The sequence below is a fragment of the Roseibium aggregatum genome, from assembly GCF_014692675.1.
In the GTDB taxonomy this organism is placed as follows: Bacteria; Pseudomonadota; Alphaproteobacteria; order Rhizobiales; family Stappiaceae; genus Roseibium; species Roseibium aggregatum_C.
This window is the reverse complement of the sequence record NZ_JABFCZ010000013.1, coordinates 1-26,098: the sequence shown is the minus strand read 5'-3', so window position 1 is coordinate 26,098 and position 26,098 is coordinate 1. Positions and strand designations below refer to the sequence as shown.

The window sequence follows — 26,098 nt, the reverse complement described above, 5'->3', positions numbered from 1 at the left end:
AAAAAGCATGCGCGAAAAAATAACGATCGCACTCAAGCAGGCACAGGAGGCGGGCGAAAAGCGCCGTATCGCCACCTTGCGCCTGATTCAGACGGCCCTGAAGGACCGGGATGTCGCGGCGCGCGAAAGCGGCCGGGACGGCGTGACGGAAGACGACGTCATCGATATCCTGGAAAAAATGGTCCGCCAGCGCGAGGTGTCCGCGCAGGAATTCGAGGAAAGCGGACAGCTGGATCTGGCCGAGCAGGAACGCGCGGAAGGCGAGATCATCCGGGAATTCCTGCCGCAGAAGCTGGACGAAGCAGAGATCCGGTCGATCTGCGAGGAAACCGTGCGCGACATCAATGCCCATGGCCTGAGGGATATCGGCCGGTGCATGTCGGAACTGAAGGCCCGCTATCCGGGGAAGATGGATTTCGTTCAGGCCTCCTGCGTGGTCAAGGACCTGCTGCGCTCCGACGGGCCGAAAAACGTGGATACGCCGCCCAAGAAGGCCGGTGAAGGCGGGTGACGGGCTGCTCCAGCGTTCCAGGCCCCGGAGTTATGCCCAGGTTAGCCACAGGGATCCGTATGCGGGCGGAGTGACTCGCTCTGGCCGCAATTTATTCTTATCTTCGCTCTTTGCTGTCCGGATATCGCCGGACTATCTGATAATGTGTGCGTCTGGTGTAAAGTCAGGCTCGGTTCGGCAGAATTCATGCGCTTCGACAATCGGCTACTCGATGAAATAAGGGCCCGGATCACCCTGTCCGATCTGGTCGGCCGTCGGGTGACCTGGGACAGGCGCAAGACCCAGCCGGGCAAGGGCGATTACTGGGCCTGCTGTCCGTTCCATCAGGAAAAATCCCCGAGTTTCCACGTGGACGACCGGCGCAACCGCTACAAATGCTTCGGCTGCGGTGCGTCAGGAGATCATTTCCGCTTTCTGACGGAAACGGAAGGGCTGAGCTTTCCCGAAGCCGTGGAGCGGCTTGCCGAACAGGCCGGCGTGGCCTTGCCCGCGCCCGATCCGCAGGCTGCGCGCCGGGAAAAGCAACGCGCCAGCCTTGCGGACGTTTGCGAAATGGCCGCGCAGTTCTTCCAGGCGGAATTTGCCACCTCGAGGGGTGAAACGGCACGGGGCTACGCTCTGAAGCGCGGCTTCACGCAGGAAACCTTAAGGGAATTCCGCTTCGGTTATGCGCCGGACAGCAGGGACTCGCTCAAGCGCTATCTGACCGGCAAGGGCGTGCCGGAAGAGATGATGGTCGAGGCCGGCCTGATCATCCGGCCCGATGACGGCCGTCCTACCTATGACCGGTTCCGCGGCCGGCTGATGATCCCGATCCAGGACGAGCGGGGCCGGGTCGTCGCCTTCGGCGGCCGGACGCTCGATCCGGACGGCCAGCCGAAATACCTGAACTCGCCGGAGACGCCGCTGTTCCACAAGGGCGTCATGCTGTTCAACGCCCACCGGGCGCGCGAGCCGGCCTTCAAGTCCGGCCAGGCGGTCGTGGTGGAAGGCTATCTCGATGCCATTGCGCTGTGGCAGGCCGGTGTGAAGCATGTGGTTGCCACGCTCGGCACGGCCTTCACCGAAGACCAGGTGATGCGGCTGTGGAAATTCGCGGCCGAGCCGGTTGTCTGCTTCGACGGCGATGTCGCCGGTGTCGCGGCCGCGCACCGGGCAATCGACCGGATCCTGCCCGTTCTGAGAAGCGGCTACTCGTTCCAGTTCTCGTTCCTGCCGGACGGCATGGACCCGGACGACCTGATCAGGGAGCGCGGCCTTGCAGGTTTCGAGGCCGAGATCGAACGGGCGCAGCCCCTGTTCGATGCCGTCTGGGAGCGGGAGATTTCCCTTGCCAGGCTGGATACGCCGGAACGCAAGGCAGCCCTTGAAAAGCGCTTCGACGATCTGATCGAGACCATCCGCGACCAGAGGGTCCGGCGGCGCTATCAGCTCGACATCAAGCTCAAGCTGTCCAATCTGTTTTTCGAACTGTCCCGGCAACGGCGCGGAGACAGGAACAAGGACGGTTTCGCAAGCTATACCGGAGCCGCCCCGGCCCGGGTCGATGCCCCCGATACGCCGCTTTTCGGAACCGAGCGCCTGGTTTGCGGGCTGTGCGTGCGCTATCCGCAGTTGCTCGACCGCCATCTGGAGCGGATCGCAAGCCTCTGGTTCTCCGACGATCTCCACCGGCGTTTTCGCGATGCCCTGTGCCGGATCGCCGATGACCGGGACGGTGCGCCGGTGACGGAGCTCGCTGCCTCTGCCGATGAGCCCCTGCAACAGCTTCTGGCGGAAATGATCGCCGATCGTTCGGCCGGCCTGCAGGAACGAAAGGGCGGGGCCTTTTCCGCGCTCATCCAGCGCTTCCCGCTCCTGCGTAACCATCCGCCGGAGGATTTTGTCGAGGCCGTCTTCCTGCATTTTCTGGATGTGCTCGAACTGCGCACCCTGGAAAACGAACTCGAGATGGAGATGGCCTCAAGCGAAAACGAGCTGGATGAAGATGCCTGGAACCGCATCCGCGCCGTGACCCAGGATCTGAGCCGCCGGCGCGAGGAATGCGTGCGCGAAGAGGCCGAACTCGCCGAGAGGGCAAAGAAGATCAAGGCGACGCCGATGTCCGTTCCGGAGCCCGTTTCCGTCGCCGTCGGCGCCGGGTAGGGGCTAAATCTTCACAAAAGCGCATTTTTTTAGCTGAATTTGATTGACCTGCAGCGAATCACACTTGCGAATCGGAAACACCGAGCTAAATACAACATCTGCAGCAAAAAACGCCGCGGTATGGCACGAAGCCCCGGGCAATCATTCTCGAAAAGGCTGCAACAACCCGTATCGGACGCCTTGTGGCAAGTGCGACGTCATTTGCCCGAGCGTTACGCTCGTGGTTTCGCGACAGGTTTTTTTAGCCCCGTTCGACGCCACGGTTAATTGGGACTTAAGGGACACGGTTTACAACCCGATTCGATAAACCAATGCAATGGGCTGCGCAGTCTTGACGCTGGCGCGCCGGTTGTCGGGTCGGAGTAAACAGATTTTGGGCGCGGCGCGGCCTTTCTCAACGGGCCGCGGTTCTGGAGCAAAATATGGTAGCTAAGGCGACACAAGCAGACGACACGCAGGAAACCAGCGCAGAAGGCCCGGACGGCCCCTTGCTCGACCTGTCGGATGCCGCAGTCAAGAAGATGATCAAGGCCGCGAAAAAGCGCGGCTATGTTACCTATGACGAGCTGAACGAAGTCCTGCCCTCCGAACAGGTTTCTTCCGAAAAGATCGAAGACACCATGTCGATGTTGTCCGACATGGGCATCAACGTGATCGATTCGGACGAAGTCGACGACGCGGCCGCTGAAGACATCGACGGCGGCGGCGATCTGGTTGCTGCAAGCTCCGGCGCGGTCGCCAAGACGACCACGACCAAGGAGCCCGCCGACCGGACCGACGACCCCGTGCGCATGTATCTGCGCGAGATGGGATCGGTGGAGCTTCTTTCGCGCGAGGGCGAAATCGCGATTGCCAAGCGCATCGAGGCCGGCCGCGAGGCGATGATCGCAGGCCTGTGCGAAAGCCCGCTGACCTTCCAGGCGATCATCATCTGGCGCGACGAACTGAACGAAGGCAAGGTGCTCCTGCGCGACATCATCGACCTGGAAGCGACCTATGCCGGTCCGGACGCCAAGGCGGGCCCCGCCAGCGCGAACGACGACGAAGAGCCCGGCGAGGATGAAGAGTCTCCCTCCGTCAAGGCCGCTCCCGAATCCAAGGGCGGCGCCGACGAGGAAACGGAATCCGAAGGCGAGGGCGAGGGTGATGACGGCGAGGACGATGACGAGTTCGAAGCCAACGTGTCGCTTTCCGCGATGGAAGCGGAACTGAAGCCCGCCGTTCTGGAAACCTTCGACCGGGTTGCCGACAGCTACAAGAAGCTGCGCCGCCTGCAGGACCAGCTGGTTGAAAACAAGCTGGCCAACCGGACGCTGTCTCCGTCCCAGGAGCGGCGCTACAAGAAGCTGAAGGAAGAAATCGTCATCGACGTGAAGAGCCTGTCGCTCAACCAGAACCGTATCGACGCCCTGGTTGCCCAGCTCTACGACATCAACAAGCGGCTGATGGGCTACGAAGGCCGCCTGCTGCGCCTGGCCGACAGCTACAACGTCGACCGGACGGACTTCCTGAAACAGTACCAGGGCGCGGAACTCGACCCGAACTGGCTGCGCAAGGTGGCGAACCTGTCCACCCGCGGGTGGAAGAACTTCATCGCCAAGGAAAAGGAAACCATTCGCGAGCTGCGTCAGGAGATCCAGACGCTGGCGACCGAAACCGGTCTCGAAATCACCGAATTCCGCCGCATCGTCGCCATGGTGCAGAAGGGCGAGCGCGAAGCGCGCATCGCCAAGAAGGAAATGGTCGAGGCGAACCTGCGTCTCGTGATTTCCATCGCCAAGAAATACACCAACCGCGGCCTGCAGTTCCTGGACCTGATCCAGGAAGGCAACATCGGCCTGATGAAGGCGGTCGACAAGTTCGAGTACCGCCGCGGCTACAAGTTCTCCACCTACGCCACGTGGTGGATCCGGCAGGCGATTACCCGCTCGATCGCCGATCAGGCCCGCACGATCCGTATTCCGGTGCACATGATCGAGACGATCAACAAGATCGTTCGGACCTCGCGCCAGATGCTGCACGAGATCGGCCGCGAGCCCACCCCGGAAGAACTGGCCGAAAAGCTCCAGATGCCGCTGGAAAAGGTGCGCAAGGTCCTGAAGATCGCCAAGGAGCCGATCTCGCTCGAAACCCCGATCGGGGACGAGGAAGATTCGCACCTGGGCGATTTCATCGAGGACAAGAACGCGGTCCTGCCGATCGATGCGGCGATCCAGTCGAACCTGCGCGAGACCACGACCCGCGTGCTGGCGTCGCTGACGCCGCGCGAGGAACGCGTGCTCAGAATGCGCTTCGGTATCGGCATGAACACCGACCACACGCTGGAAGAAGTCGGCCAGCAGTTCTCGGTGACCCGCGAGCGTATCCGCCAGATCGAGGCAAAGGCACTGCGCAAGCTGAAGCACCCGAGCCGGTCGCGGAAACTCAGGAGCTTCCTGGACAGCTAAGGGACAGGTTCGCTTGGCGGAAGAGCGGCTGGATCAGCGATTTGAAAAGCCCATAGCCTTCCTTGTGCTTGTCGTCTTTTTAGGAGGGGGAGGGATCCCGATATTTTCTCAAATATTCGGATACCCCTTCTCACCTTCAGTCGAATACTATGAAGCCTCGTCCCCATTGCGAATACTATTCGGTCTGGGTGCCGGGGCTTACATATTTTATTTGACGCTTGCCACGGATTTTTTTGAAAGGCGGAAAAACAGCGGGCTGGATCGCAGCAAGCATCCATTGAAATGGATGCTTTTTTTGATATTTGGGCCAGTTCTGTTTGGCACGACTGCAAACATGTTTGTCGTTTTTACAATCCCGATGACCCTGGCTGTCGTTGCCGGAGGCCATATTGAGTTGACCTATGAGGTGCGCGATCCAACCGCATCCAACAGTCGATATTGCCAGTCCAAGGTGACGCTCAAGTCCATGCCATGGTATGGGGGAGATGTGTGCGGTGTCGGGGAAAGTTTCCGTTCTCGACTGCGCCCCGGGATGAAAGTTGCTCTTGGGGGATGGGGAACGGCGCAGGGCCTATTCTACAACGAAATTTCGATTGTCGACGAAACTGACGACCATTAAGTCCCGCCCGGCGATCGCATTCGGCAATTCGCGGTCCTTGTCCCGGAAAATCGGACCCTGCCTTGGTAACGCCGGGTTTTTTGTTTGTATCTATTGAAAGGGGCGACTCAAGCTACCTAGGTTCGGAATTGACGGTCGATGCCGGAACGCTTCCCGATTGCACTGCAGATAACAAAAGGTGACCGGACCTTGGCATCCGATGCCCCCGCCCTGACGATGATACCGGCCGATGAAGGGCCGATGGACAGGACACGGCGCACGAACCGTTGGTTTTTCAGCGGGGAACTTGCCGTCTCCCTGCTGCTGCACACCCTTGTCGCAGCAGCCCTGATCGGCGGTGTGGTCCGGCAATTCGACACACCTCATGTGGATCCGATCGACGTGGAACTGGTGGCGCCGCCGGAATTGAAAAAGCCGGAGCCGGACGACAAGAAGCCGGACGAAAAGCAGCAGGATGCGCCCAAGGCCGAGGCTCCTCCGCCACCGCCGCCGCCACCGCCGCAGTTGGAAGAAAAGCCGGTCGAGCCGCAGGTGACGCCGAAGGTGATGCAGCCGGTCGTCGAGTTCGGAGACACCGACAGCGGACCGCGCAAGGCCCTGGATGGAACGGCGGCGGAAGACGCGGTCAAGTCCGACCAGCCAGAGGAAAAGCCGGCAGATCCGGCCCCGACGGCGGAAGATGCCGGAAAGCCCGAAGACCCCCAGAACGCGGACACCCAGGATTCGCAGGCCCCGCCGGACGAAACGGCTGATGTGCAGGAGCCACCAAAGCCGGAGCAAGAACAACCGGAAGAAACCCAGCCGGAGCAGAAGCAGGCGGAGCAACCGAAACCGGATGAGCAGCCACCCGAGCAAGTCCAGCCGGATCAGCCGCCCGAAGCTGCTGTAGCGGAAGCGCCGGCCCCGGAAGCAATCGCCGAAACCGAGGCGCCGACAGAGGATTTCGGTACGGTCGGGCCGATCGTGACTGCGGCTCTGCCCGCACCGAAGCCCGCGCAACGGCCGGCGGCACGAAACGCTTCCAATGCCGCTGCAAATCCCGCAAGCGGCAGCGGGAATTCAGGACGCCAGTCTCCCAGGTTGGCGGAGGCAAGGCAGCTGTTTTCCGATTCGATCCTGGGCGGTACCCGGGCACGGACGGCTATGGCCGGCATGCCTCCCGGGCAGAGGCTGAATCTCCTGTGCATGACCGAATTGCGTGCCCAGTTAACCGATTGGGATCCGGCTCGCCCGCCGGAAATGCTGCCCTCGTTCCGGCCACGGGGAGGCAATGTGCTGGAACCAGGGCAGGCCGCCTATGGGTCGCGTGGCGATTGGTACGACCTTAATTTCCGTTGCGAGACGGACAAGGAAGTCACGCGGGTTGTGAAATTCTCGTTCCGGATCGGCCCGCCGATCCCGCCGACCAAGTGGCAGGCGCGCGGGCTTCCGAGCTTTTAACCAGCCAAAGAAAACGGCGCGAGGAGTAGTCCCCGCGCCGCTGGTGTTGTCAGGCCTTATGCCGCGTCCCCGTCGCGCAGGCGGACGAGGTCGTGCATCAGGCCGCCGGTGCCGTTGTGGACCGTCAGGCGGTCCACCTTGCCGGCGATGGCTTCGAGCGCTTCCAGCTCCTTCAGCCGCAGCATGACCGGGTTTTCGGCCATGACCTTGGCGGTGTTCAGAAGCGAACGGGTGGCGTTCGTTTCCTCGCGGCGCCGGATCACGTTGGCTTCGGCTTCCTTTTCAGCCTGCACCACCATGTTGAGGATCTCGCGCATTTCGCCCGGCAGGATCACGTCCTTCAGGGTGATGTCGGAGACCTCAAGCCCGATCTTCGCCATGTCGGCGCGGACCTTGTCGGCGGCTTCCGCGTTGACCTCGCCCTTGCGTTCCAGGATCTGGTCAAGCTTCATGGCGCCGAGGGTCCGGCGGTAGGCGACCTGCAGCGCCCGGTAGAGCGCGTCGGAGAAGTCCTTCACATCGTGGGCGGCCTTCACCGGATCGACCACGCGGTAATCCGCGGTGATGTTGATCCGGATAGTCACCCGGTCGAGGGTCAGGACTTCCTGGCCGGTCACGTCCAGGCTCTGGCGCTTCAGGTCGATCACCTTCTGGGTGACCGTCCGCCCCGCCTTCCAGTAGGCGTGGACACCCGGCTCCTGCACGGCGGTCATCACACCGTCGATATAGACGAGCGCGATCTGACCGTCGGCGACCGGCACGATGACGAACTGGGCCGTCTGCCTGGCATCGCCCAGACGACGCATCAGGGCGGCCGGGACGACCGGTTCCGCCTGCGTGTCGATCACGGTCGACGTCCACGGACCTGCGACGGTCCACAGGACCAGCCGCTGGTCCGGGCCCAGGACGGAGTGGATGCGGCCGTCGCGTTCCACGACCGCCACTTCGCCCGGCTTGGTCCGGACGACCGTCAGGTGCTCAGCTGCAACCTCGGGGAGCTTGTCGAAGAGCGCCTTTTCATAGGGCGAGCGGAATTCGGGCACTGCCAGGTTCTGCCGCTCGATTACAAGCGAACCTTGGCCATTCGCCAGCGAGTATTCCCCCGGCGTCAGAATGGTCCGCAGTTCGCCCTTCACAAGGTGCAGGGCCCGTTCGTTTTCCTGGATCAGCACGCGGGTGCGGCCCAGGATCCTTTCGAGAATTCGCATCATCTTCGTTACTCCTTCCATCGCGCTAAGGCACTTTGGTCGTCCTTTCTGTTTGTCTGTTTCGTTTCATTCCCGGGGCCGCAGACACAGGAGATCCGAAGGGAGCACCGGGGCCCGCGCCGGGCCGGAAGCAAGGGGACGTTGCGGCGGACAGGCGGAGCGCGCCCGTTCGAAAACAGGCGGTTTCGGCAAGTCCGCGGTGCGGTCGTTGCAACAGGCCGGACGGGAGCGCCGGGCATCGGCAAGGCTTTCCCGGCCGCGCGAACGCAGCGGGTCAGGCTTGCCTCCGCAAGCTCCCTTCAAATCCCGCAATTGAGACAGCACCTAAAGCTGTTGGCGTGACAGGCCAATTCGGGAGTTGAACCCGACACCCGAAGGGTTACCTCTTGGAGCGGGAGTTGAACCCGCGACCGTCGGATTAAAAGTCCGATGCTCTACCAACTGAGCTATCCGTGTTCACACGACAGGAGTCGAACCTGCTTTCTCCGGGCGGTAACCCGGCGCTATACCGATTAGCATCATGTGACAGCATCCGATCCCGGAGCAGTGTCCGTACATGAAAGGGCAGGGCCCGATCACGCGGGAGGCCGTAAAATGGCCGAAACCGTTGACATCCGCACCGGTGCGGCGACCGGGAGGCGTGACATAAGGGAAGTTGGGCGGCATCCGCAAGAGGGATATTGTGAAATTTCGCAGGTGTGCATCTTTGTGTTGCGTTTGAGCAACTGAAGGTGGCGGGTCCAGAACCCGTCGGAAAGGGGGGCTGAGGGTCCGCCCGGCGGCCGATTCCCGTCTTGCCACTGCCGCGAAGGACAGGCACACTCCCCTTCCGTTTTCTTTATCTCCGGTCCATTCAGGTCCCTCATCATGCCCAAGTCTCAGACCCGCTTTCTGCTGGATACCTATTTTGCCGCCTTCAATGCCGGGGACACCGGCAAGATGGAGGATCTGGTCGCCGAGGATCTGATCCACGACGTGAACCAGGGCGAACGGCGGGTCGGCAAGGACAAGTTCTGGGCCTTCAATGTGCATATGAGCCGCTGCTACAAGGAACGGCTGTCGGATATTTGCCTGCTGATTTCCGAGGACGGTTCGCGGGCGTCGGCCGAATTCATCGTCTCCGGCACCTATCTGGAAAACGATGAAGGCCTGCCTGAAGCCAGGGGGCAGACCTACAAGCTTCCTGCCGGCAGCTTTTTCGAGATCCGCGACGGCAAGATCGCCCGCATTACCACCTACTACAATCTCACCGACTGGATCGCGCAGGTCGAGAAGGCGGGATAGGCGGCGCGCCGCGCAGTTTCCGGACGACCTTCATTTTGCGCCGTTAACGCGGACCGCATTCCACGATGCTCCCGGGCGCCGGATTGGCGGGCGCGCCGGGGCACCAGTCTCCGAAATTCCGGACATAGGCGGTTCGCCCCACGGCCTGGCTTATGCCGTCGGCAGCGGAATCCGCATTTGCCCGGTCCGGGAACAGGACGATTGAACGGAGCCATCCGTCCCGCTCCGCCAGGAACGCGCCGGGATAGTCCGGTTTGACGCGCGCGATTTCGTGCAGGGCACTGGTTTTGTCCTTGTCCGCGCCGAAGACGACGGCCCATTGGGTAATTGCCGCGCCTTGTGACGGGGTGACTGTCACCGTCTGCTCGCTTTGCCGGATGGCGGTGTTGATCTGGTTCGCGACGTTGTCGGCGCTTTCCCGGTTGCTTGCCTGCATGTCCGGCGGAATCAGCTTCTGCAACCTTTCGATTTCCGCTTTGGCGATGGCGAGATCGTCCACGTTGCTCTGAATGACCTTGTCCCGCTCGATCACTTCCAGTTTCCAGCCCGCAATGGCCAGTTCCTTGACCTTCAGCCCGGCCCGTTCCAGCCGGTCGAAAACGGTTGCCGAGAGCTTTTCGGGAAAGAAGAAAACACCGGTGAGGAAGGCGACCAGCAGGACCAGCAGCAAGGTCGTTGCCACCGAGGAGATCGCTTCCGAATAGTCCTTGATGCGCATTTTCGCATCCTCCTCTCAGCACGTTTACGTGCACATGCGCATCATGCACCAAAACCGTGTGCGGAAAAATCCTTGCCTCCGTCCGGTGTTCGTTATAACTATAAAACTAGAAATATAGTTATTTTGAGATGAGGTGACTGGACATGGATCTGGAAGAAGCTGCGCAAGGCTTTGCCGCCCTTGGATCGGAATCCCGCCTGCAGGTGGTGCTGACCCTGGTGAAAGCAGGGCGAAGCGGATTGACGGTCGGGGACATCCTGGAGCGCACCGGGATGGCCGCGTCGACGCTCGCCCATCATCTGAAGTTCCTGACATCCGCCGGTCTGATCCTTCAGGAAAAGGCCGGCCGTTCCGTGATCAACCGGGCCGCCTTCGACCACCTTGAAGGTCTCGCCAGCTACATCCTGCAGGAATGCTGCGCGGACGAAAGCGCCTGTGCCGCCTTGTGCGCGGCTCGAGAGGAGACAGTGGAATGACCGATCTTTCGCCGGCTAAATCCGCCTGCTGCGCGACGCCTTCGGGCGATGCCTGTTGTGCACCCGAACCCTCTTCGGTCCCGTGGAGGCAGGTCTTGCTGACGCCATGGACGCTTGTTGTTGCGGTACCGCTTCTGGTGCTGGCACTCGATCCGGGCGAGGCGGGGCCTGTGACGCTGTTCGCGTTCAAGGCTTTTATGGGAACACTGCCCTATATCGTGGCCGCCGTCCTGCTGATTGCCTGGCTGAAGGCGGCAGGAGCCGAGAGCACGATTGGGCGGGTGTTCGAGGGACGCGAGGTCCAGGCGATCGTTCTCGCCGCCCTGTTCGGCGGCCTGGCGCCGTTTTGCTCCTGCCAGGTCATCCCGTTCATCGCCGGTCTGCTGGCGCTCGGCGCGCCGCTGCCGGCGATCATGGCCTTCTGGCTGTCTTCCCCGCTGATCGACCCGCCGACGCTGCTGATCACCGCCGCGGCTCTCGGCTGGCCGTTCGCCATCGGCAAGGCGGTCTTTGCCGTCGGTCTCGGCCTGTTCGGCGGCTTCACCGTCAAGGCGCTGGTGAGCGGGGGGCTTTTTTCAAACCCGCTCAAGCCGATCACGTCGGGCGGCTGCGGCTGCGGGCCGTCGCCGTTCAAGGGCAAGCCGGTGTGGCGGTTCTGGCGGGAAGAAGACCGCAAGGCGGTGTTCGGCACGGAACTGAGGATCAACGCCTTGTTTCTCGCCAAGTGGCTGGCGCTCGCCTACGCTCTGGAGGCGTTGCTGGTCACCTATGTGCCCGCGGACCTGATCGCGCGGGCCGTTGGCGGTGACGGAGTTGTGCCGATCGCGATTGCGGCCCTGGTCGGCATGCCCGCCTATCTCAACAGCTACGTGGCGCCGCCGCTTCTTTCCGGCCTGGTGGACCAGGGCATGAGCCCGGGGGCGGCCATGGCCTTCATGATGGCCGGCGCCGTCAGCTCGATCCCCGCGATGGCGGCGGTGTGGTCGCTCGTCAGGCCCGGGGTCTTTGCAAGCTATCTCGGCCTCGGCGTCACCGGTGCGATTGCTTCCGGTCTGATCTTCCAACTGTTCATGTAAGAGGTGAAGCGATGCTGACCCATGTCACCGTCACCGTTGCACCGGATGAAACCGGCGGCCGGCACTTGCTCGCGCCCGTCGGCCTGCCGACGCCCCATCAGGTGCCGGTCCGCTTTGCGGTGGAAGGGGCGGATTTCGAGCTGACCGGCGAGGCGACGACCGGACAGATGGCGGCGCTCGTTTCCCCAGATCCGGCTACTCAGATTACATTCAGTTACACCTTCGCCGATGGCGGCCCCGGCTATCCGGATATCTTGTTCCGGTCGCAGGAAAACCGTTTCACGAAGGCAGCCGATGCCCTGGTCCGGGATGCGCGTCGTCTGGCAGAAAGCACGCGCGACGGCCATGCCGCGATCGAGGCGATCGTCAACGACGTGGCGGAAAAATTCGTCTACGGGCATCCGGAGGTCCGCTTCAACGACGGACTGGAGGAGATCCCTTATCTCGCCTGCGGAGTGACCGAAGGCTCCTGCGTCGACATCAACACCTACCTGATCGCCTGCCTGCGCGCGGCCGGTTTCGAGGCCGGATATGTGACCGGCTATTTCTTCCCCGAAGAAAAGAACGGTTGCTGCGACGACATGCATTGCTGGGTCGTGACCCGGCATGACGGCGTCACCCTGGAGTGGGATATCGCCCATCACCTGAAAATGGGCAAAGGTCCAATTTGCTGCGGTCTCAATCCCAAGGCAGGCAGCCGGGTTGCCATGGCCCATTCCATGGGACTGGATTTTCCGCAGCTGGGCATCGTGGGCGCCAAGCTGATCGCCGAGCCGGCCTGGATCAATGCCGACGGAACTCTGACGCGAACTACGCTTGATATCCGCATGCAGAAAACGCAGCCGGATGCGGCCGAAGCAGCCGCCTAACCTGCCTTGTTCGACCGCTGTCGGCTGAACACCATTTTCTGCTTCGCAAGCCGTTCCGCGGGGCCGATCCAGGCATAGGCCAGAAGCGCCGGCTCCAGATTGGAAACCGTGATCCGGTGGGTGTGCTCCGGCGGATTGAAGATCATCGAGCCGGGCGCATAGACGCCCTGATGGTTTTCCGAAACCGCCCCGGACAGGCAGATATAGCTTTCCGATATCCCGTCATGAGCGTGGGAGGGATAGGTACAGCCGGGGGCGAACAGAACGAAGCCCAGAATGACCTGATCGGTGAGGATCGGTCCGTTGGGGCCGCAGATTTCCGCATAGGCGTAGGTTTTTTCCAGGCCGCGCGGAACCTTTTCGTAGCCGTATTGCCAGATGAGGTGCTGCTGGATGGATTCTATGGAGCGGATGAAGGGAGCGGTGCGTTCCAGCTTGCCTTCGTCGAGCGCGCGCTTCAGGTGAACGTTGACCGGCTTTTCGGCCGGGCTGTTGAACTCCAGGGGAGGGTTGGCCTTCAGGACCCGGCTGATGGCCTCTCGAACGGCCCGCTGGTGGGCCCGGATCCGGTCGCTGCCGCCGGACGACAGAAACCGGTAAAGCTCGTAATATTCCCTGAGAAGGTATCCCCAGTCCGGCAGATCGGCCAAGCGTCGTTCCAACATCGCACCTCCCGGGCTTGCGCTCACATCGGAAATCGGAAGGCTTCCTGCGTCAAAGAAATTCGCCTTCCGGTCTTGATCCGTATCACATGTGGATCGGAACAAACGGAATAACATTGCGACCTAATGTTGCTTGCGCCCGACAAGCGGGCGGCTAGTGTTGAACTGAAACTCTCCAGAACCGGATTTCACATGAAAATCATCGTTGTCGGCGCCGGCATTTCCGGCCTGTCCACCGCCTGGGCGCTGGCCCGGCAGGATGCGGACGTCACGCTCATCGAACAGGGGCCGATCCCCAATCCTTTGTCGGCGTCCGGCGACCAGCACCGGATCATCCGCCGGGCCTATGGCGGACAGGGCGGCTATCAGCGGCGCATCAGCGCGGCCTATGACGCCTGGGACCAGATGTGGGAAGATCTCGGCCGTAAGCACCTGGTCGATACCGGCTTCCTGCTTCTGTCGCAGGAACCGGGCGACGAAGGCGAGGAATACCGGGACGGCCTGATTGCCGGCGGTTATCCGTTTGATGAGATGAGCCCGGCGGAAACCGGCGAGCGCTTTCCCTTCATCGACGGCAGCACGATCCGCTTCGGCGCCTACAGCGAGGAAGGCGGGGTGCTGCTGTGCCAGAGGATCGCGTCGGACATGCGCGACTGGCTGATCGCCATCGGGGTGGATGTGCGCGAGAACACGCGGGTGGTCTCCCTCGACGAGACATCGGGCAGCGTGCGGCTTGAGAACGGCGACGAGCTGACGGCCGACCGGGTTGTTGTAACCGCCGGGGCCTGGGTCCTGGGTCTTCTTCCGGATCTTGCTGCGTCCCTGACCACCTATCGCACGGCGGTTGCCTATCTGACGCCGCCGGCGGATCTCAAACCGCACTGGGAAAAGGGGCCGGTCATTCTGGACGTGGGCGGCAAGGTCGACGGCTACGTGCTGCCGCCGGTGGCCGGTACGGGGCTGAAGGTCGGCGCGGGCTGCCATAAATATGTGACCACGCCGGATGCCGATCGGGTCGCGGCGGCGGGCGAGGGCGAAACCATTCGCGATTACTTCTCGCCGCCGTTTGCGCGGATCGGGGAATACGGCGTCGCCGATGTGGTCACCTGCGCCTATACCTTCACCGCTGACGAGCATTTCTTCCTGAGCGAGCGGGGCAAGGTGGTCGCCGTCTCCGCGTGCTCCGGACACGGCTACAAGTTCGGCGCGGTCGTCGGACAGAAGGTCGCCTCCGGCGTGCTCTCCGGCGACGTGGATCAGGCGCGGATCTGGCTTGAGGCGCGGGACTGAACCCGCGTTATGCGCTGGAGGAAACCATCCGCTGCATTGTGGCGTCCTTGAGCACAAACTTGTGCCACAGGGCACCGACGATGTGCAGCGCGATCAGCACGATGAACACCGGCTTCATCCATTCATGGACCTCGCCGGCGGGTCTGATCTTCAAATACCAGGCGGCAAGGCCGGTCAGCGGTGCTGCGATCAGGAGCAGGTAAAACAGCCCGTGGATCGCCTTGGCGACCATGACCTGCAGCTTCGGGCCGGAAATGGGCGCGGGCGCACCGTGGGAGAGGCGCAGGGCAATGCGCGCGAGCATCAGGACAAGGATCGCAACCCCGGACCAGATATGCGCATTGGCCATGATGACGAGGCCGGAATCGGGCGTTGTGCCTTCGCGTAGCACGTGGCCGTATTCGGCAATCGATTCGCCGAAGATCAGCTGGAAAAAGACGATGAGGGCAATGACCCAGTGCAGGATGATCTGGGCACGACTGTAGGATGCGGGCTGGCTGACAGACATGGTTCACCTTCAGACAAAAATATTGTTCGCCGCGGGAGGAGGCGGCAAAACCGAGATTAGCGGTTAATCATTTCATTGTTTTGAATTTTTTGTCGCAGACTGTAACAGGAGAAAGTCAGCGCACCATTGTTGCCGGGCAGCTTTCCTTCTGCGAGCGGCGCTCGTGCCGGTCATACTCGGGCAGGAATTTGTAACCGGTCCGGTCTTCGATATTGAGCACCGACACCCGCCAGATCTTCAGGTATTCTTCGGACGTCATGCCCCGCTCGCGCCGGGAGGGATGATCGATGTTGGGCAGGAGATAGGCGTTGACCCGGCCGATGCCCGGATCGACGATGATCTTGAACAGACCTGCGGGAATGGCGACGCCTTCTTCTTCGGAACAGGCGAGGTTCGGGCCCTTGCCGGTTTTTCCGCCGCAGACCGCCTTGCGTTTCAGGGCCGGCAGCACGATTTCCCGGCCGCAGGGGTTCTGGCTCTCTGGAATGACGATATCTTTGCCTTGCGGGTCCTGGTAGACCGGGCCGGTGATGACGATGATTTCGCCGCGGCTGACGGCGAGGTCGCGGACCATGTCCTCGAACTGGCTCCAGATCGAGGAGTTGAAGCCGGGGCCTTCCTGGGGCACCGCATTGGAGAAAACGAAGGTCTGTTTCATCCAGTCCAGATTGGACTTGAAATCGGCCGATGCGGCCTGATGGCCCCTGGCATAGAGAGACCGGGCATAGTCGTCGTCCTTGGCCGATTTGTCCTCAGGCACGGCCGGATCCGGCTTGAACTTGACCTTCGGACGCTTGTTCGTGCCGGTGACGATGTCCTTCGTCAGCCGCTCCATGACCCAGTCGGGCGTCCTGGTGGCGAAATTGTAACGGGTCAGGAATTCCGGCTTGCAGATTTCGGCGTAGTCGCAGGGATCATCCTTTCTGGAAACAGGCTCTCCGACGTCTTTCCAGAGGAAGGCACAGGCCGATATGTCGGCTTGAGGCGGGCAGTCTTCGGCTGCCTGCGCTATGCCGGAAAAGGCGGTCATTGTCAGGCCCGCGGCAAATGCCACGGCGAACTGCCGGAATAGGTTCGGCCGGTCGTCTTTCCGGGGCTTTCGTGACCGGGTGTTGCTGGGCATCTTCATCCGCCGCCTGCTCCTTTCTGGCCCTTGCCGGCATCGGCGCTTCAGGACTGACCACCTCCCTGGTCGCCGCCCTGACCGCCTGCACCCTGACCGCCGGCACCCTGGCCGCCTGCGTTGGACTGGTTATCCTGCTTCGGCAGGCCAACCGCCTTGGAGACGATGAAGCCGCCGCCGCTGATGCCCAGAAGGCCAAGCACGTTCGGCGGGATTTCGACAAAGCCGCCGGTCTCGATGCACAGCATCAGGAACAGCCCGGCGATGACGAAGGTGAAGATCAGGAACTGGAACCGGGACAGGCTGGCCTTGCCATAGGGCCCGCTCTCGCCCGGCTGGAGCGGTTCGGAAATCAGGCCGCCGAGCTTGATCGTGCCGGTCGCAAGCTGCCACAGCACCGCCGCGGCAAACGCCAGGATGATGATGGAAAAGGCGATGAAGCCCAGGACGGCGATGTCCTTCGGCTTGACCTGGTAGTGAAAGGCCGCCGCGCTGATCGCGACAATGGCGAACACGAATGCGAAGGTGAACAATATCGCGTCGCCCCTCAGACCGGTCGGGTTGCGATTTGGTTGCGAACCGTTGCTCATGACCTGGTGTCCCCTTGTGTCTTGCGCATGATCTTGCCGCCGAGATAAACCCCGTTGCTGCCGGTCAGGACGACCAGAAGCGCGTCCGGTATGTCGGGCATCTGATAGGAATGGGTGGCTTCGACATAAACCGCGCCCTGATGCAGGGCGGATACGAGATAGGCGCCGGCGGCGAACAGGGTCGTGCCCAGGATCGCCACCCGTTCCGGATCGATGTCCCGGTTTCCGGACCGGGTGCGGAGCAGCCCCCTGGTGTTGATGTCACCGCGCAGGATCTGGATCGCGATCACCGCGAAGAACAGCAGCAGCCACGGCAGAACGGCATATTGAATCAGAAATCCGATATCGCCCAGAGACACCACACCCTCCAGCCCGGGTTTCCACGCTATATGCGGGAAGCATATCACGCCTGAACAACCTTTGGTAGATTTCGCGAGGGCCGGGACGCGGACGGTCCGCAGTCCTCAGCAGGCAGGAACGGACCGGGCATGAAAAAAGCGGGCCCGAGGCCCGCTTCTTAGGTGATCGCAGATCCTGTCGAGGTCAGGCCTTGGCCCGGCCTTCCTCGACCGCGTCCAGGATGAAGCGCGGCAGGGCGAAGGCGGCGGCGTGGACTTCGGGCGTGTAGTAGCGCGTCTTGAATTCTGCGGCCTTGAAGCGGTCTTCCAGAACCGCGACCGGGGTTTTGCGCAGCTCCGCATTGTCGCTGGCCCAGCCGAGGGCCATGTGGCCGCCGAAATAGGTCGGGATCGCCGCGATATAGGCGGCGGCATCCGCGTAGGTCTTCGAAAACCGTTCGATGCTGGTGACCAGTTCCTGGCGCTGCAGGAAGGGCACGCCGTTCTGGGTGACGAGCACGCCGCCCGGCGTCAGGCAGCGGTGGACGCTGTCGTAGAAGTCTTGCGAGAACAGGATCGCGCCCGGCCCTTGCGGGTCGGTGGAATCGACGATGACCACGTCGAAGCGGCGGTCCGTCTCGGCGACGAATTTCATGCCGTCGGCAATCACCAGGTCGAACCGCGGATCGTCGAGGACACCGGTGTTGAACTCGCCGAAGTGCTCCCTGGAGAATTCGACGACGGAGGCGTCGATTTCCACCTGGGTGAGCTTTTCGACCGAAGCGTGCTTCAGCACTTCCTCGGCGAGGCCGCAATCGCCGCCGCCGACGATCAGCACGTTGCGCGCCGCCCCGTGGGCCAGGATCGGCACATGGGACATCATCTCGTGATAGATGAATTCGTCGGCCGTCGTCACCTGGGTGATGCCGTCCAGCATCAGGACCTTGCCGAACACCGGATTGGTGAACAGCACCAGATCCTGATGTTCGGTCCGGTCCTGATAGAGGATGTCCTCGCAGCTGTAGCTGACCTCGACGCCCGGATGGAGCGTCTCGTTGAACTTCAGTCCGCTGCTCATGCCACTTCCTTGCCGCGCAGCAGTTCGGAGACGGCGGTGCGTCCCGGCCTGAAGGCTTCGCGCAGCACGTCGACGCAGCGTTCCGGCTTGGCATCGCCGCACATGAACACGTCGAAGGCCGCATAGCCGGCTTCCGGCCACGTGTGCACCGAGATATGGCTTTCGGCCAGCACCGCGACACCGCTCACGCCGGTCGGCTCGAACGGATGCAGGTGAATGTGCAGCAGGGTTGCCCCGGCTTCATCGACACAGGACCTGAGCGTCTCCTCGATATACGGGAGATCGTCCAGACGCTCCGCGTCATAGAGATCGATAATCAGATGCGCACCAGCGCAGCGGACCCCTTGTCTTTCGATGAAGTGGTCCAGACGGTCATCGGTTTTCACCGCAGCGACCGCGTTCGAATTTACGTCTTCCTTCTGGGTGGTGCTTCTTGGCTCGGCAGCGTCCATGACGCCTTCTTCAACCTGAGCCTCCAAGTCCATCCCCAGTTGGAAGAGGGCGACGTTTTCCATTACGCTCTCCCCAACCAGCAGATGAGACCGGATTTAAAAACCGGAGCCGCGTACATACGAATTTTCGATCCGGGATTCAATGGGTGTTTTTTATGAAATGAGAGCGATAGGCGTAAGCTTTGATGCCTATCGCTCTTACTAAGCCGGCTAATGATTTGACGATATCGGGAGCGATTCGTGGCAATTGAAATCAGAACGCTGAAGGGCGACAGCCTGAAAGCGGCGCTGCCGGCGCTGGCCGGTTTGCGTATTTCCGTGTTCCGGAAATGGCCCTACCTCTATGACGGTTCGCTCGACTATGAGGAGAAATATCTGGCGCGCTATGCGGACACGGACGGTGCCGTGATTGTCGGCGCCTTTGATGGCGAGCGTCTTGTCGGGGCCGCGACCGGTCAGCCGCTGATCCATGAGGTCGCCGCGATCCGCCGTCCGTTCGAGGAGGCAGGACTGGATCCGGCGGAGGTGTTCTATTTCGCTGAATCCGTTCTCGATCCGGGCTACCGGGGGCGGGGCATCGGCCACAGGTTCTTCGATGAACGCGAGGCTCATGCCCGCTCGCTTGGCTGTTCGACGGCCGCGTTTTGCGCCGTCATCCGGCCCGACGATCACTCCTTGAGACCGAAGGATTATTCGCCGCTCGATCCTTTCTGGACCAAACGCGGTTACCGCAAGCTGGAAGGGGGCATCGTCTACTTTCCGTGGCAGGACGTGGGCGAACCGCACGAGACGGAAAAGCCGATGCAGATCTGGATCGGCGACCTCTGACCGCCGATCCGGGGTCGCCGACCCATCCTATTCCGCGATTTCCCAGACGATGCTGACGGTCGCCGAAAGGGTTTCCTCGCCGGCTTCGACGGGCACGGGGGCGGCCGCCATCGCCATCATCTTTTCCGAGCGCACCGCGTAGGGGCGCGGCATGGCCACGCTGCCCTCGGAGATTGACAGGATACGTCCGAGTTTTACCCCAGCGGCATCCGCGTAGATCTCGGCCTTGCGCCGGGCGTCGGCGACCGCTTCCTTGCGGGCCTCGTCCAGTTTCTCGCTGGTGTCGCTGACGGCAAAGCTGATGCCGTCGACCGAATTGGCGCCGGAGGCGACGACCGCGTTCAAGATGGCGCCGAGCTTCTCAAGGGCGCGGACGCGGACCGTAACCCCGTTGGAGACCTCGTAGCCGACGATCTTCGGAGGTTCGTTGTTGCCGTCCTTGCGGTTCTCGTAGCGCGGGTAGATTGAAAAGCCGCTGGTCTGAATATCCTTCGCCTCGATGCCGGCCGCCTTGATATCGGCGATCACCTTGGCAATGGCAGCAGTGTTGGCCTGAAGCGCTTCGGGCGCCGAGGCGCCCACATTGACGACCCGTGTGGTCACCACGGCCATGTCCGGGGCAACGGAGATCTCGCCGCGGCCTTCCAGACTGATGGTGGCGGGCTTTTCCGCAGCCTTTGCTGCCGGGGACGGGCTGACGATGGCGATCGTCATGGCAAGGAGCATGGCAGACAGAACGCGGGAACGTTCCGGAGCCCGGCGGGGCATGGTCGAAAGCCGGATTATTTGCGACATGGAACCTCTCAAAGGGTTTGAATAAAGCAATTTTCAGAAGCTGCAGACCGATTGGGGCACAGTGATGGCCCGACGGTTCATCTGATATTCATCGGGGGATGTTCATCGGTCGCTTCCCGATCAGCCGTTGTCATGGTGGTGAAGCCCGGCCTTCTCATGTCCGGGCGGATCGGCGATCGCGCCATTGGCCGACAGCAGGACGGCGACCGGCCGGGAGGCCTCGAATTTCGAGCAGACAATCATGATCAACACGGTCAGCGGTACACAGAGCACCATGCCGACGGCCCCCCAGATGGATCCCCAGAAGGCGAGCGACAGCATGATCACCAGGCCGGACAGGTTGAGGCTCGATCCCATCAGTCTGGGCTCGATCAGATTGCCGATCGAAAACTGGATCGAGCCGAGACCGGTGGCGATGATGAAGAAGGGCACCAGGGTGTCGTAATAGACGACGGCCAGAAGGCTCGGAAAGATCACGCTGACCAGCGAGCCGATCGTCGGGATGTAGTTCAGGAGAAACGCGATGAACCCGAACAGCGGCGCATAGGGGAGATCCATCACGGTCAGAACCAGGCTCGTGAGCACGCCGGTGGCGATGCTGACGGCGGTCTTGATGCTGAAATAATGCAGGATGCTCTGGTTGATTTCCGCCCGGACGGCAAAGGCCGCCTTCGCCTTTTCCGGATCGGCGAACAGCCGTTCCAGCTTGAGGTCGAAGGTCGACTGTTCCAGGAGCAGGAACAGGGTGTAGATGAAAACCAGCGAGGCAGAGCCGGCGACGGTGGTCACGAACCCGGCCCCTGCGGTGACCAGTTTGGGCACGAAGGCGTCTGGCAGAAGATCCTCCAGCTTGATCGGATCGCTCAGATGGACAAGCCCTGCGAGCTGATCGAACACCTCCTCCAGACGGCCCTGATAGACCGGGGCATCCCGCGCCAGCTGCGCCAGGTTCGCGGCCACCATGTCGAACACGAAGGTGCCGGCGATGAAGATGGTCGCAAGCGCTAAGGGGAAGGCGATCCAGCCGGGCAGATGCCGGCCGCCCAGGCGGACGAGCTGAAACCCGTGGGACAGGGCGTTGATCAGGTACCAGACGATCAGGGCGATGACGAAGGGCAGGAGCAGGGCCCGGCCCGCCACCAGCAGCCAGCCGACCAGGACGACCAGGATGATACTCAGAGTCACGTTGAGCAGGGACGACTGCATGATGGCTCCGCAAATGAGGCTCTCTTTCCTGTGGTACAGAACCCGAACGGCGGTGCAAAGCGGGTTTTTCGGCAAACCGGTGCGCAAAGGACGGCCGGAATGCCGCGGATCGCCTCAAGAGGCTTGCTCGTGCCGATTGCAATGGTGTAGGTAGCTGAAAGCACCGCTCGGGCAGGGCTCCCGCCCTGCTTTCCGCCGGTCAGGGCCTGTAGCTCAATTGGTTAGAGCCGTCCGCTCATAACGGATTGGTTGGGGGTTCGAGTCCCTCCGGGCCCACCACTCCACTTTTGGGGTGTTGATTTTCCAGCATTTTTTCCTCTTTTTGTCCCACTCGGTTTGCTGTGACGAGAAAGTGGGACATTTTTCCGTTCTGTTGAAACTTCAAGATGTTCGAACGCCGACTTGGCGAGACGTTTTTGCTCGGCCTTCTTGGTGTAGATCCGAGCAGTTTTTGAATCGCTCCAGCCGAAGACCGCCATGAGCTGATATTCCGTGGCACCGGCTTCGGCCAGCACGGTCGCAGCGGATTTTCTCAGGCCGTGAGAAGAGCACTGTTTCAGGCCCGCTGTATCGCACCAGTCGCGCATTTTGTTACCGAAACCGTTCGAGCTAAATGGCTTACCGAACTCGGTCGTCAAGAATGTTTCCTGGCCTTCTGGGGCGTGCCTGAGCGCGGCCATGAGGGCTCTCGTGATCGGCAGGACGAGCAGCTCATTCTTGCTGCCTTTCTGCGGGACCAGTTTGAATGTGTCACCATCGAGGTTGCCTGGACCGAGTTGAACAAGATCCGACCTGCGAATGCCCAGATTATAAAGCAGTTCAAACGCCAAGCGAGCTGTAGTGCCAAGCGGATAATGTTCTCGGAAAGTGGAAATTTCGATTGCGGACCAGGTATGAAAACCGTCGGAGCGGCTGATCTTCGAGATCCCTTCAGCCGGATTTCTGGGCACTGGAAACCGGGCCATAAGATCAAGGTCGCTCAACGCCCAATTGAAAAGGGCTTTCAGATATTTCACGAGCTTGTCAGCCGCCGCAGGCGTTTCGCGACGTTTCATCTGGCTGGCTTCGACATCAGACTTCCTGAGCATCTGGAACGGCAGATGACCAACAGTTGCGCAATAGCGCCCTAAAACGCTATGCTTGTCCCGTTGGGTCGCCTGATCCTGCTCCTGAAAAGTCTTCGATCGCTGATATTGAGCAAACAGCCAACCAATTGAGCCTGGTTTCCACTCGTCGGGTTTTGTGTTCAATACCTGATCGACGTTGCCTGCCATAACGCGATGATATTCCGCGGCAAATGCCTCGGTAATATTGCCGTTATCATCCAAGTAGGACGACTGCATCCGGTATTTAGGCAGACCCGGCCGACGCAGATAAATCCGGACGTTGCCGTGCCGGTCAACATCTGCCGAACAATATTTGAACGGAATCTTCTTTCGATTAGCCGACGGCATAGTCGAACGGATTTTCAGCGTCTTCATCTTCTACGGTTGAGTTCGCCTCTGTCAGATCGTGAAGGCTCGACCGGAGGTCATCGACAAACCATCGTCTAAGCCCTCCAATCTTGTAACCTTTGGGCATCCAGCCGCGGCCGACCCATGTGTCGAATGTGGTTGGTGAAATGTCGAGCATGTCGGCGGCAGTAGAGCGGCTGACAGCTAGCTTCGCTGACCGAGCGTGTTTCTGCGAATGGGGCATTGCAGTCATGGATAAGGTCAAGCCCTTGAAGGGGAACGAGTGGGCGTTTCAACAATCGGCGCAATCGTATTGTTCTTGATGAATTCCTCAATCGCGCCATTTGGAATGAAAATTCCGCCACCGATCCTCACGTGTCGCAGTTCCCGATTTTCGACGAGCTTGCGAATGCGGCTTTTAGGCCAACCGGTCCGGTCGGCCAGTTCTTTGATCGTTTCCAATCCCAGAGCCATTGTATCGAATTTTCTCCACTGGTATGAAAAACTTAGCTTTAGCGTCGTAGGAAGTTAGTATTTCCTACTTAGTACAAAATTATGTACCAAGGTCAACCCAGAAGTGTCTGATATCGGTAAACGATTAGCGGTTGTTCGTGAGAATGCTGGATATTCGCAGATCCCGTTTGCGGAAAAACTCGGTGTATCGCAGAGCTCTTACAAGAACTACGAGCGAGGAGCTTCGCCCGTTCCGGTCGGCTTGATTGCTAGGATTTGCGAGGAATACGGCGTATCGCCTGCTTGGCTTATTCTGGGGGAAGGGCAAATAAAAAGCGACATGAATGGTGAATTGGTTGAGGCTGCCGTTCTTGCTGTGGAAAAATTTGCAAAAATGAATGATTTGGAGCCGCCTCTTGAGAGGAAGGCCAAGTTAATTCGATTTGTATATGAAGAGGTAATTTCTGGAAGAGATTTCGGGGATAAAGAGCTCAAGAGAATATTTAATACGGTCATGTGAGAGCTGCATGAAAAGCGAAAAGGCGGAAGCGATTTCTGAAGCACTTCTTTCATTGCTGAATAAGAAGTTTTCTGAAACGTCTGATCTAGAAGGCGGTGATAGCTTATTTAGCGGGCTCTCCTTCTATCGGAAGAAGCGCCGAATTTTGAGTGAAGAGGAAATTCTCCAATTCTGGAAGCGGAATGCTCTCCGAAGCAAAGCCATTTCCTTGTGCGCGCTAGCCCTACCAATGTTTGCTGCTTTTCTGCTGTTTCGCGGCGTGCTGGAAACAACCACCGTCTGTTGGATTGGGCTTGGAGGTTTGACGATTTACGCGTTTTATCAGCTCTTTTTGATTGATCGGCTCGAAAGACTCCTGGGAGCTTGGAAAGCCACCTCTCTCAGAGAAGCCCGGAAGTCCGGCGAAAAGGGATGGAAGTTTGTTGATGCATCTGATCGGAAGTTCCCGGCCAATTCACGTTTCGATACGGCAGATGGTTCATCGAACTAACCTTTCAATGTTGGTGCGCTGACGCTTAATTAGTTGGGTTGGTCTTAAACTTGAAATGTGCGTCTAGTTGACGTACATTAAGCAAAGAGTTTACCCTTCGAGCCACGCAAACAAAGGAGGCGTCAATGTTGGGAGCAGCGGATCTCGTATCTTCTCTGCCTGAGAAGAGCGATGCCAGGCTGAACATCCGTACGAAAGCCTCGATAAAAGCGGCCATTGAAAAGGCCGCTGAACTCTCCGGCATGGATCTCAGCACATTTACGACCAATGCAGCATTGCTGCGTGCGCAGGATGTGATTGCGGCGCACGAACGAACGATGCTGGCGCCCGTCGATCATGCTGCGTTCTTTGACGCTCTTGAGCGCCCGGCCGCTCCAACGGAAAAGCTGTTGGCCGCTGCAAAGCTGCATAAGGAGATGGTTGCCGGCAGTGAGTAATATTTCGCGGCCCCTCAAATTCGAGCCGTTCGATCCGGATAAACACGATCGGACGGCTTTTTCATGCGGCGTAGACCAAGTCGATAACTATTTTAGGAAAACCGCGAATAAGCTTCAAAAAGCCGGGAATGTGCGAGTATCTGTTCTAATCGACGCGGGAGACCAATTGTTGGGCTTCTATGCTGTCAACGCGCACACAATTGCTTATGGGGATCTTCCAAAAAAGTATGCTCGGGCAAGGCCTAGCCACGGGTCAATCCCTGCCGCCTATATTTCGATGATTGGCGTTGATCAAAGATTTCAGGGCAACGGAATAGGCGGCGTTCTGCTCGTTGAGGCTCTTAAGAACCTCGCCCGTGCTTCCGAGACACTCGGTATCTCTGTGGTCCTGATGGATGTACTTGATTGCGGAAATGAAGAGGCCACAAAGCGAAGACTTACCTTATATTCCGGATATGGTTTCACGCCTTTGCAGAATTCTCAGCTTCGGTTGTTCATGCCAGTCCAGGATGCAATAGCACTTTTGAACGTTTAGTATTTTAGACTTTGGAGCCATTGTTATCTTTTGATGCTCCGTAAGTTTTTGATGATTTTAATTTAGTATAGCTCGTGTAAGCTGTGGGTGGAGAAATTGGAACTTTTAGTTATCCATGTTTTATGCCCATTCAGGTTCCGCTGAAGATCAAAGCGATTGGCAGGCCTTGCAGGACCACCTCCGGGCGACGGCGGCATTGGCCATGACCTGAGACCCGATCCTCGTCCGGTTTAGCGCGGAGTCCTTCGGTTGATTTTTGACCTCATGCGGCCTGTGTTTGCAATGTCATTTTCAATGCGAATTCGTAGGGCGTGAGATTGCCCAGGGATGAGTGGGGTCTGTTTCGGTTGTAGTCGTCCTTCCATGATGTGATTTTGGACCTGGCTTCGGCGAGCGACGAAAACAGTGTTTCGTTGAGGCATTCATCCCTGAAACTACCGTTGAAGCTCTCGACGAAACCGTTCTGCATCGGCTTTCCCGGTTGGATGTAGTGCCAGTCGACGCCAGTCTCCTGACACCATTTGAGAACGGCCATGCTGGTCAGTT

General features: G+C 60.1%; 28 protein-coding genes, 3 tRNA genes and 1 pseudogene. 16 read left to right on the top strand and 16 right to left on the bottom strand.

Annotated elements, in window-relative coordinates; translation table 11 throughout:
• Positions 1 to 7: 7 nt before the first annotated feature.
• From HK439_RS12730 to HK439_RS12710, 5 genes are all read left to right on the top strand, one after another.
• Positions 8 to 511 carry a GatB/YqeY domain-containing protein gene (locus HK439_RS12730; protein WP_190291889.1) on the top strand — a complete coding sequence of 168 codons (504 nt, stop codon included), beginning with the start codon at positions 8 to 10 and terminating at the stop codon, positions 509 to 511.
• Between the two features lie 186 nt (positions 512 to 697).
• A complete protein-coding gene (gene dnaG, locus HK439_RS12725) occupies positions 698 to 2,656 on the top strand; it encodes a DNA primase (protein WP_190291888.1) in 1,959 nt (652 codons plus the stop codon).
• Positions 2,657 to 3,078: 422 nt separating this feature from the next.
• Positions 3,079 to 5,103: an RNA polymerase sigma factor RpoD gene (gene rpoD / locus HK439_RS12720; protein WP_190291887.1), complete on the top strand. Its 2,025-nt coding sequence runs from the start codon at positions 3,079 to 3,081 to the stop codon at positions 5,101 to 5,103.
• Positions 5,104 to 5,116: 13 nt separating this feature from the next.
• The gene (locus tag HK439_RS12715; protein ID WP_190291886.1) at positions 5,117 to 5,722 is read left to right on the top strand and encodes a hypothetical protein; all 606 of its coding nucleotides are present in this window, start codon (positions 5,117 to 5,119) and stop codon (positions 5,720 to 5,722) included.
• A gap of 189 nt (positions 5,723 to 5,911) precedes the next feature.
• Complete coding sequence (locus HK439_RS12710) at positions 5,912 to 7,162, top strand: DUF930 domain-containing protein (RefSeq protein WP_190291885.1); 1,251 nt, start codon at positions 5,912 to 5,914, stop codon at positions 7,160 to 7,162.
• A gap of 56 nt (positions 7,163 to 7,218) precedes the next feature.
• Here HK439_RS12710 and HK439_RS12705 read toward each other — a convergent pair whose 3' ends face one another.
• The 3 genes from HK439_RS12705 to HK439_RS12695 all read right to left on the bottom strand — a co-directional run bounded on the left by HK439_RS12705 (position 7,219) and on the right by HK439_RS12695 (position 8,896).
• Complete coding sequence (locus HK439_RS12705) at positions 7,219 to 8,370, bottom strand: slipin family protein (protein WP_190292011.1); 1,152 nt, start codon at positions 8,368 to 8,370, stop codon at positions 7,219 to 7,221.
• Positions 8,371 to 8,757: 387 nt separating this feature from the next.
• Positions 8,758 to 8,822 (bottom strand) — tRNA-Lys (locus tag HK439_RS12700).
• A 3-nt stretch (positions 8,823 to 8,825) separates the two neighbouring features.
• A tRNA-OTHER gene (locus HK439_RS12695) sits at positions 8,826 to 8,896 on the bottom strand.
• Between the two features lie 341 nt (positions 8,897 to 9,237).
• On the opposite strand from HK439_RS12695, the gene HK439_RS12690 reads away from it, so the two are divergent.
• Positions 9,238 to 9,654 carry a ketosteroid isomerase-related protein gene (locus HK439_RS12690; protein ID WP_190291884.1) on the top strand — a complete coding sequence of 139 codons (417 nt, stop codon included), beginning with the start codon at positions 9,238 to 9,240 and terminating at the stop codon, positions 9,652 to 9,654.
• Positions 9,655 to 9,697: 43 nt separating this feature from the next.
• Here HK439_RS12690 and HK439_RS12685 read toward each other — a convergent pair whose 3' ends face one another.
• The gene (locus HK439_RS12685; protein ID WP_190291883.1) at positions 9,698 to 10,372 is read right to left on the bottom strand and encodes a hypothetical protein; all 675 of its coding nucleotides are present in this window, start codon (positions 10,370 to 10,372) and stop codon (positions 9,698 to 9,700) included.
• A gap of 143 nt (positions 10,373 to 10,515) precedes the next feature.
• Here HK439_RS12685 and HK439_RS12680 point away from each other — a divergent pair, with 143 nt between their 5' ends.
• From HK439_RS12680 to HK439_RS12670, 3 genes are all read left to right on the top strand, one after another.
• On the top strand, positions 10,516 to 10,848 hold the full coding sequence (locus HK439_RS12680) for an ArsR/SmtB family transcription factor (RefSeq protein ID WP_190291882.1): 333 nt from the start codon (positions 10,516 to 10,518) through the stop codon (positions 10,846 to 10,848).
• 95 nt (positions 10,849 to 10,943) lie between these two features.
• Positions 10,944 to 11,924: a permease gene (locus HK439_RS12675; protein ID WP_235987852.1), complete on the top strand. Its 981-nt coding sequence runs from the start codon at positions 10,944 to 10,946 to the stop codon at positions 11,922 to 11,924.
• Positions 11,925 to 11,935: 11 nt separating this feature from the next.
• A complete protein-coding gene (locus HK439_RS12670; protein WP_190291880.1) occupies positions 11,936 to 12,793 on the top strand; it encodes a transglutaminase-like domain-containing protein in 858 nt (285 codons plus the stop codon).
• Here the strand turns inward: HK439_RS12670 and HK439_RS12665 are convergent.
• Positions 12,790 to 13,458, bottom strand: coding sequence for a dimethylsulfonioproprionate lyase family protein (locus tag HK439_RS12665; RefSeq protein WP_190291879.1), 669 nt, complete (start codon positions 13,456 to 13,458; stop codon positions 12,790 to 12,792). The two genes, HK439_RS12670 and HK439_RS12665, sit on opposite strands and share 4 nt — an antisense overlap.
• Before the next feature lie 189 nt (positions 13,459 to 13,647).
• Here HK439_RS12665 and HK439_RS12660 point away from each other — a divergent pair, with 189 nt between their 5' ends.
• Entirely contained in the window at positions 13,648 to 14,745 is a 1,098-nt protein-coding gene (locus tag HK439_RS12660; RefSeq protein WP_190291878.1) for an NAD(P)/FAD-dependent oxidoreductase, read from the top strand.
• Between the two features lie 7 nt (positions 14,746 to 14,752).
• Here HK439_RS12660 and HK439_RS12655 read toward each other — a convergent pair whose 3' ends face one another.
• From HK439_RS12655 to speD, 6 genes are all read right to left on the bottom strand, one after another.
• Positions 14,753 to 15,253 (bottom strand): cytochrome b, encoded by a 501-nt coding sequence (locus HK439_RS12655; RefSeq protein ID WP_190291877.1) that lies wholly within the window; start codon positions 15,251 to 15,253, stop codon positions 14,753 to 14,755.
• Positions 15,254 to 15,368: 115 nt separating this feature from the next.
• The gene (locus HK439_RS12650; RefSeq protein WP_190291876.1) at positions 15,369 to 16,382 is read right to left on the bottom strand and encodes a DNA/RNA non-specific endonuclease; all 1,014 of its coding nucleotides are present in this window, start codon (positions 16,380 to 16,382) and stop codon (positions 15,369 to 15,371) included.
• A gap of 41 nt (positions 16,383 to 16,423) precedes the next feature.
• Entirely contained in the window at positions 16,424 to 16,966 is a 543-nt protein-coding gene (locus tag HK439_RS12645; RefSeq protein WP_190291875.1) for a hypothetical protein, read from the bottom strand.
• Positions 16,963 to 17,325, bottom strand: coding sequence for a hypothetical protein (locus HK439_RS12640; protein WP_190291874.1), 363 nt, complete (start codon positions 17,323 to 17,325; stop codon positions 16,963 to 16,965). Before HK439_RS12640 ends, HK439_RS12645 begins: the two co-directional genes overlap by 4 nt.
• A 184-nt stretch (positions 17,326 to 17,509) precedes the next feature.
• The gene (gene speE / locus HK439_RS12635) at positions 17,510 to 18,382 is read right to left on the bottom strand and encodes a polyamine aminopropyltransferase (RefSeq protein ID WP_190291873.1); all 873 of its coding nucleotides are present in this window, start codon (positions 18,380 to 18,382) and stop codon (positions 17,510 to 17,512) included.
• A complete protein-coding gene (gene speD, locus HK439_RS12630) occupies positions 18,379 to 18,897 on the bottom strand; it encodes an adenosylmethionine decarboxylase (protein WP_190291872.1) in 519 nt (172 codons plus the stop codon). The genes speE and speD overlap by 4 nt, the downstream gene beginning before the upstream one ends.
• A 177-nt stretch (positions 18,898 to 19,074) precedes the next feature.
• Here speD and HK439_RS12625 point away from each other — a divergent pair, with 177 nt between their 5' ends.
• Complete coding sequence (locus tag HK439_RS12625; RefSeq protein ID WP_190291871.1) at positions 19,075 to 19,662, top strand: GNAT family N-acetyltransferase; 588 nt, start codon at positions 19,075 to 19,077, stop codon at positions 19,660 to 19,662.
• Positions 19,663 to 19,689: 27 nt separating this feature from the next.
• On the opposite strand, the gene HK439_RS12620 is transcribed toward HK439_RS12625, so the two are convergent.
• Positions 19,690 to 20,457, bottom strand: coding sequence for an SIMPL domain-containing protein (locus HK439_RS12620; RefSeq protein WP_209011776.1), 768 nt, complete (start codon positions 20,455 to 20,457; stop codon positions 19,690 to 19,692).
• Positions 20,458 to 20,577: 120 nt separating this feature from the next.
• Positions 20,578 to 21,663, bottom strand: a complete 1,086-nt coding sequence (locus HK439_RS12615; protein WP_190291870.1) for an AI-2E family transporter — start codon at positions 21,661 to 21,663, stop codon at positions 20,578 to 20,580.
• A gap of 202 nt (positions 21,664 to 21,865) precedes the next feature.
• On the opposite strand from HK439_RS12615, the gene HK439_RS12610 reads away from it, so the two are divergent.
• Positions 21,866 to 21,942: transfer RNA gene (locus tag HK439_RS12610), tRNA-Ile, on the top strand.
• Positions 21,943 to 22,139: 197 nt separating this feature from the next.
• Here the strand turns inward: HK439_RS12610 and HK439_RS27360 are convergent.
• Positions 22,140 to 22,628 (bottom strand): annotated as a pseudogene (locus HK439_RS27360) (site-specific integrase); the annotation flags it as partial.
• Between the two features lie 750 nt (positions 22,629 to 23,378).
• Positions 23,379 to 23,591 carry an excisionase family DNA-binding protein gene (locus tag HK439_RS12600; RefSeq protein ID WP_209011775.1) on the bottom strand — a complete coding sequence of 71 codons (213 nt, stop codon included), beginning with the start codon at positions 23,589 to 23,591 and terminating at the stop codon, positions 23,379 to 23,381.
• Positions 23,592 to 23,694: 103 nt separating this feature from the next.
• Here HK439_RS12600 and HK439_RS12595 point away from each other — a divergent pair, with 103 nt between their 5' ends.
• From HK439_RS12595 to HK439_RS12580, 4 genes are all read left to right on the top strand, one after another.
• Positions 23,695 to 24,090, top strand: a complete 396-nt coding sequence (locus HK439_RS12595; protein WP_190291869.1) for a helix-turn-helix domain-containing protein — start codon at positions 23,695 to 23,697, stop codon at positions 24,088 to 24,090.
• Between the two features lie 7 nt (positions 24,091 to 24,097).
• Entirely contained in the window at positions 24,098 to 24,580 is a 483-nt protein-coding gene (locus HK439_RS12590; protein WP_190291868.1) for a hypothetical protein, read from the top strand.
• 125 nt (positions 24,581 to 24,705) lie between these two features.
• Positions 24,706 to 25,017, top strand: a complete 312-nt coding sequence (locus tag HK439_RS12585; RefSeq protein WP_190291867.1) for a DUF1778 domain-containing protein — start codon at positions 24,706 to 24,708, stop codon at positions 25,015 to 25,017.
• Positions 25,010 to 25,552, top strand: a complete 543-nt coding sequence (locus HK439_RS12580; RefSeq protein WP_190291866.1) for a GNAT family N-acetyltransferase — start codon at positions 25,010 to 25,012, stop codon at positions 25,550 to 25,552. The genes HK439_RS12585 and HK439_RS12580 overlap by 8 nt, the downstream gene beginning before the upstream one ends.
• Before the next feature lie 262 nt (positions 25,553 to 25,814).
• On the opposite strand, the gene HK439_RS12575 is transcribed toward HK439_RS12580, so the two are convergent.
• On the bottom strand, positions 25,815 to 26,098 hold a 284-nt coding region (locus tag HK439_RS12575; protein ID WP_190291865.1), incomplete at its 5' end, for an integrase core domain-containing protein.

Coding starts and splice junctions, on each gene's coding strand:
- HK439_RS12670 (WP_190291880.1), top strand. CDS start 11,936: ATGCTGACCCATGTCACCGTCACCGTTGCACCGGATGAAACCGGCGGC.
- speE (WP_190291873.1), bottom strand. CDS start 18,382: ATGAGCAGCGGACTGAAGTTCAACGAGACGCTCCATCCGGGCGTCGAG.
- HK439_RS12590 (WP_190291868.1), top strand. CDS start 24,098: ATGAAAAGCGAAAAGGCGGAAGCGATTTCTGAAGCACTTCTTTCATTG.
- rpoD (WP_190291887.1), top strand. CDS start 3,079: ATGGTAGCTAAGGCGACACAAGCAGACGACACGCAGGAAACCAGCGCA.
- HK439_RS12660 (WP_190291878.1), top strand. CDS start 13,648: ATGAAAATCATCGTTGTCGGCGCCGGCATTTCCGGCCTGTCCACCGCC.
- HK439_RS12705 (WP_190292011.1), bottom strand. CDS start 8,370: ATGCGAATTCTCGAAAGGATCCTGGGCCGCACCCGCGTGCTGATCCAG.
- HK439_RS12730 (WP_190291889.1), top strand. CDS start 8: ATGCGCGAAAAAATAACGATCGCACTCAAGCAGGCACAGGAGGCGGGC.
- speD (WP_190291872.1), bottom strand. CDS start 18,897: ATGGAAAACGTCGCCCTCTTCCAACTGGGGATGGACTTGGAGGCTCAG.
- HK439_RS12685 (WP_190291883.1), bottom strand. CDS start 10,372: ATGCGCATCAAGGACTATTCGGAAGCGATCTCCTCGGTGGCAACGACC.
- HK439_RS12665 (WP_190291879.1), bottom strand. CDS start 13,458: ATGTTGGAACGACGCTTGGCCGATCTGCCGGACTGGGGATACCTTCTC.
- HK439_RS12620 (WP_209011776.1), bottom strand. CDS start 20,457: ATGTCGCAAATAATCCGGCTTTCGACCATGCCCCGCCGGGCTCCGGAA.
- HK439_RS12615 (WP_190291870.1), bottom strand. CDS start 21,663: ATGCAGTCGTCCCTGCTCAACGTGACTCTGAGTATCATCCTGGTCGTC.
- HK439_RS12600 (WP_209011775.1), bottom strand. CDS start 23,591: ATGGCTCTGGGATTGGAAACGATCAAAGAACTGGCCGACCGGACCGGT.
- dnaG (WP_190291888.1), top strand. CDS start 698: ATGCGCTTCGACAATCGGCTACTCGATGAAATAAGGGCCCGGATCACC.
- HK439_RS12655 (WP_190291877.1), bottom strand. CDS start 15,253: ATGTCTGTCAGCCAGCCCGCATCCTACAGTCGTGCCCAGATCATCCTG.
- HK439_RS12650 (WP_190291876.1), bottom strand. CDS start 16,382: ATGAAGATGCCCAGCAACACCCGGTCACGAAAGCCCCGGAAAGACGAC.
- HK439_RS12680 (WP_190291882.1), top strand. CDS start 10,516: ATGGATCTGGAAGAAGCTGCGCAAGGCTTTGCCGCCCTTGGATCGGAA.
- HK439_RS12690 (WP_190291884.1), top strand. CDS start 9,238: ATGCCCAAGTCTCAGACCCGCTTTCTGCTGGATACCTATTTTGCCGCC.
- HK439_RS12645 (WP_190291875.1), bottom strand. CDS start 16,966: ATGAGCAACGGTTCGCAACCAAATCGCAACCCGACCGGTCTGAGGGGC.
- HK439_RS12585 (WP_190291867.1), top strand. CDS start 24,706: ATGTTGGGAGCAGCGGATCTCGTATCTTCTCTGCCTGAGAAGAGCGAT.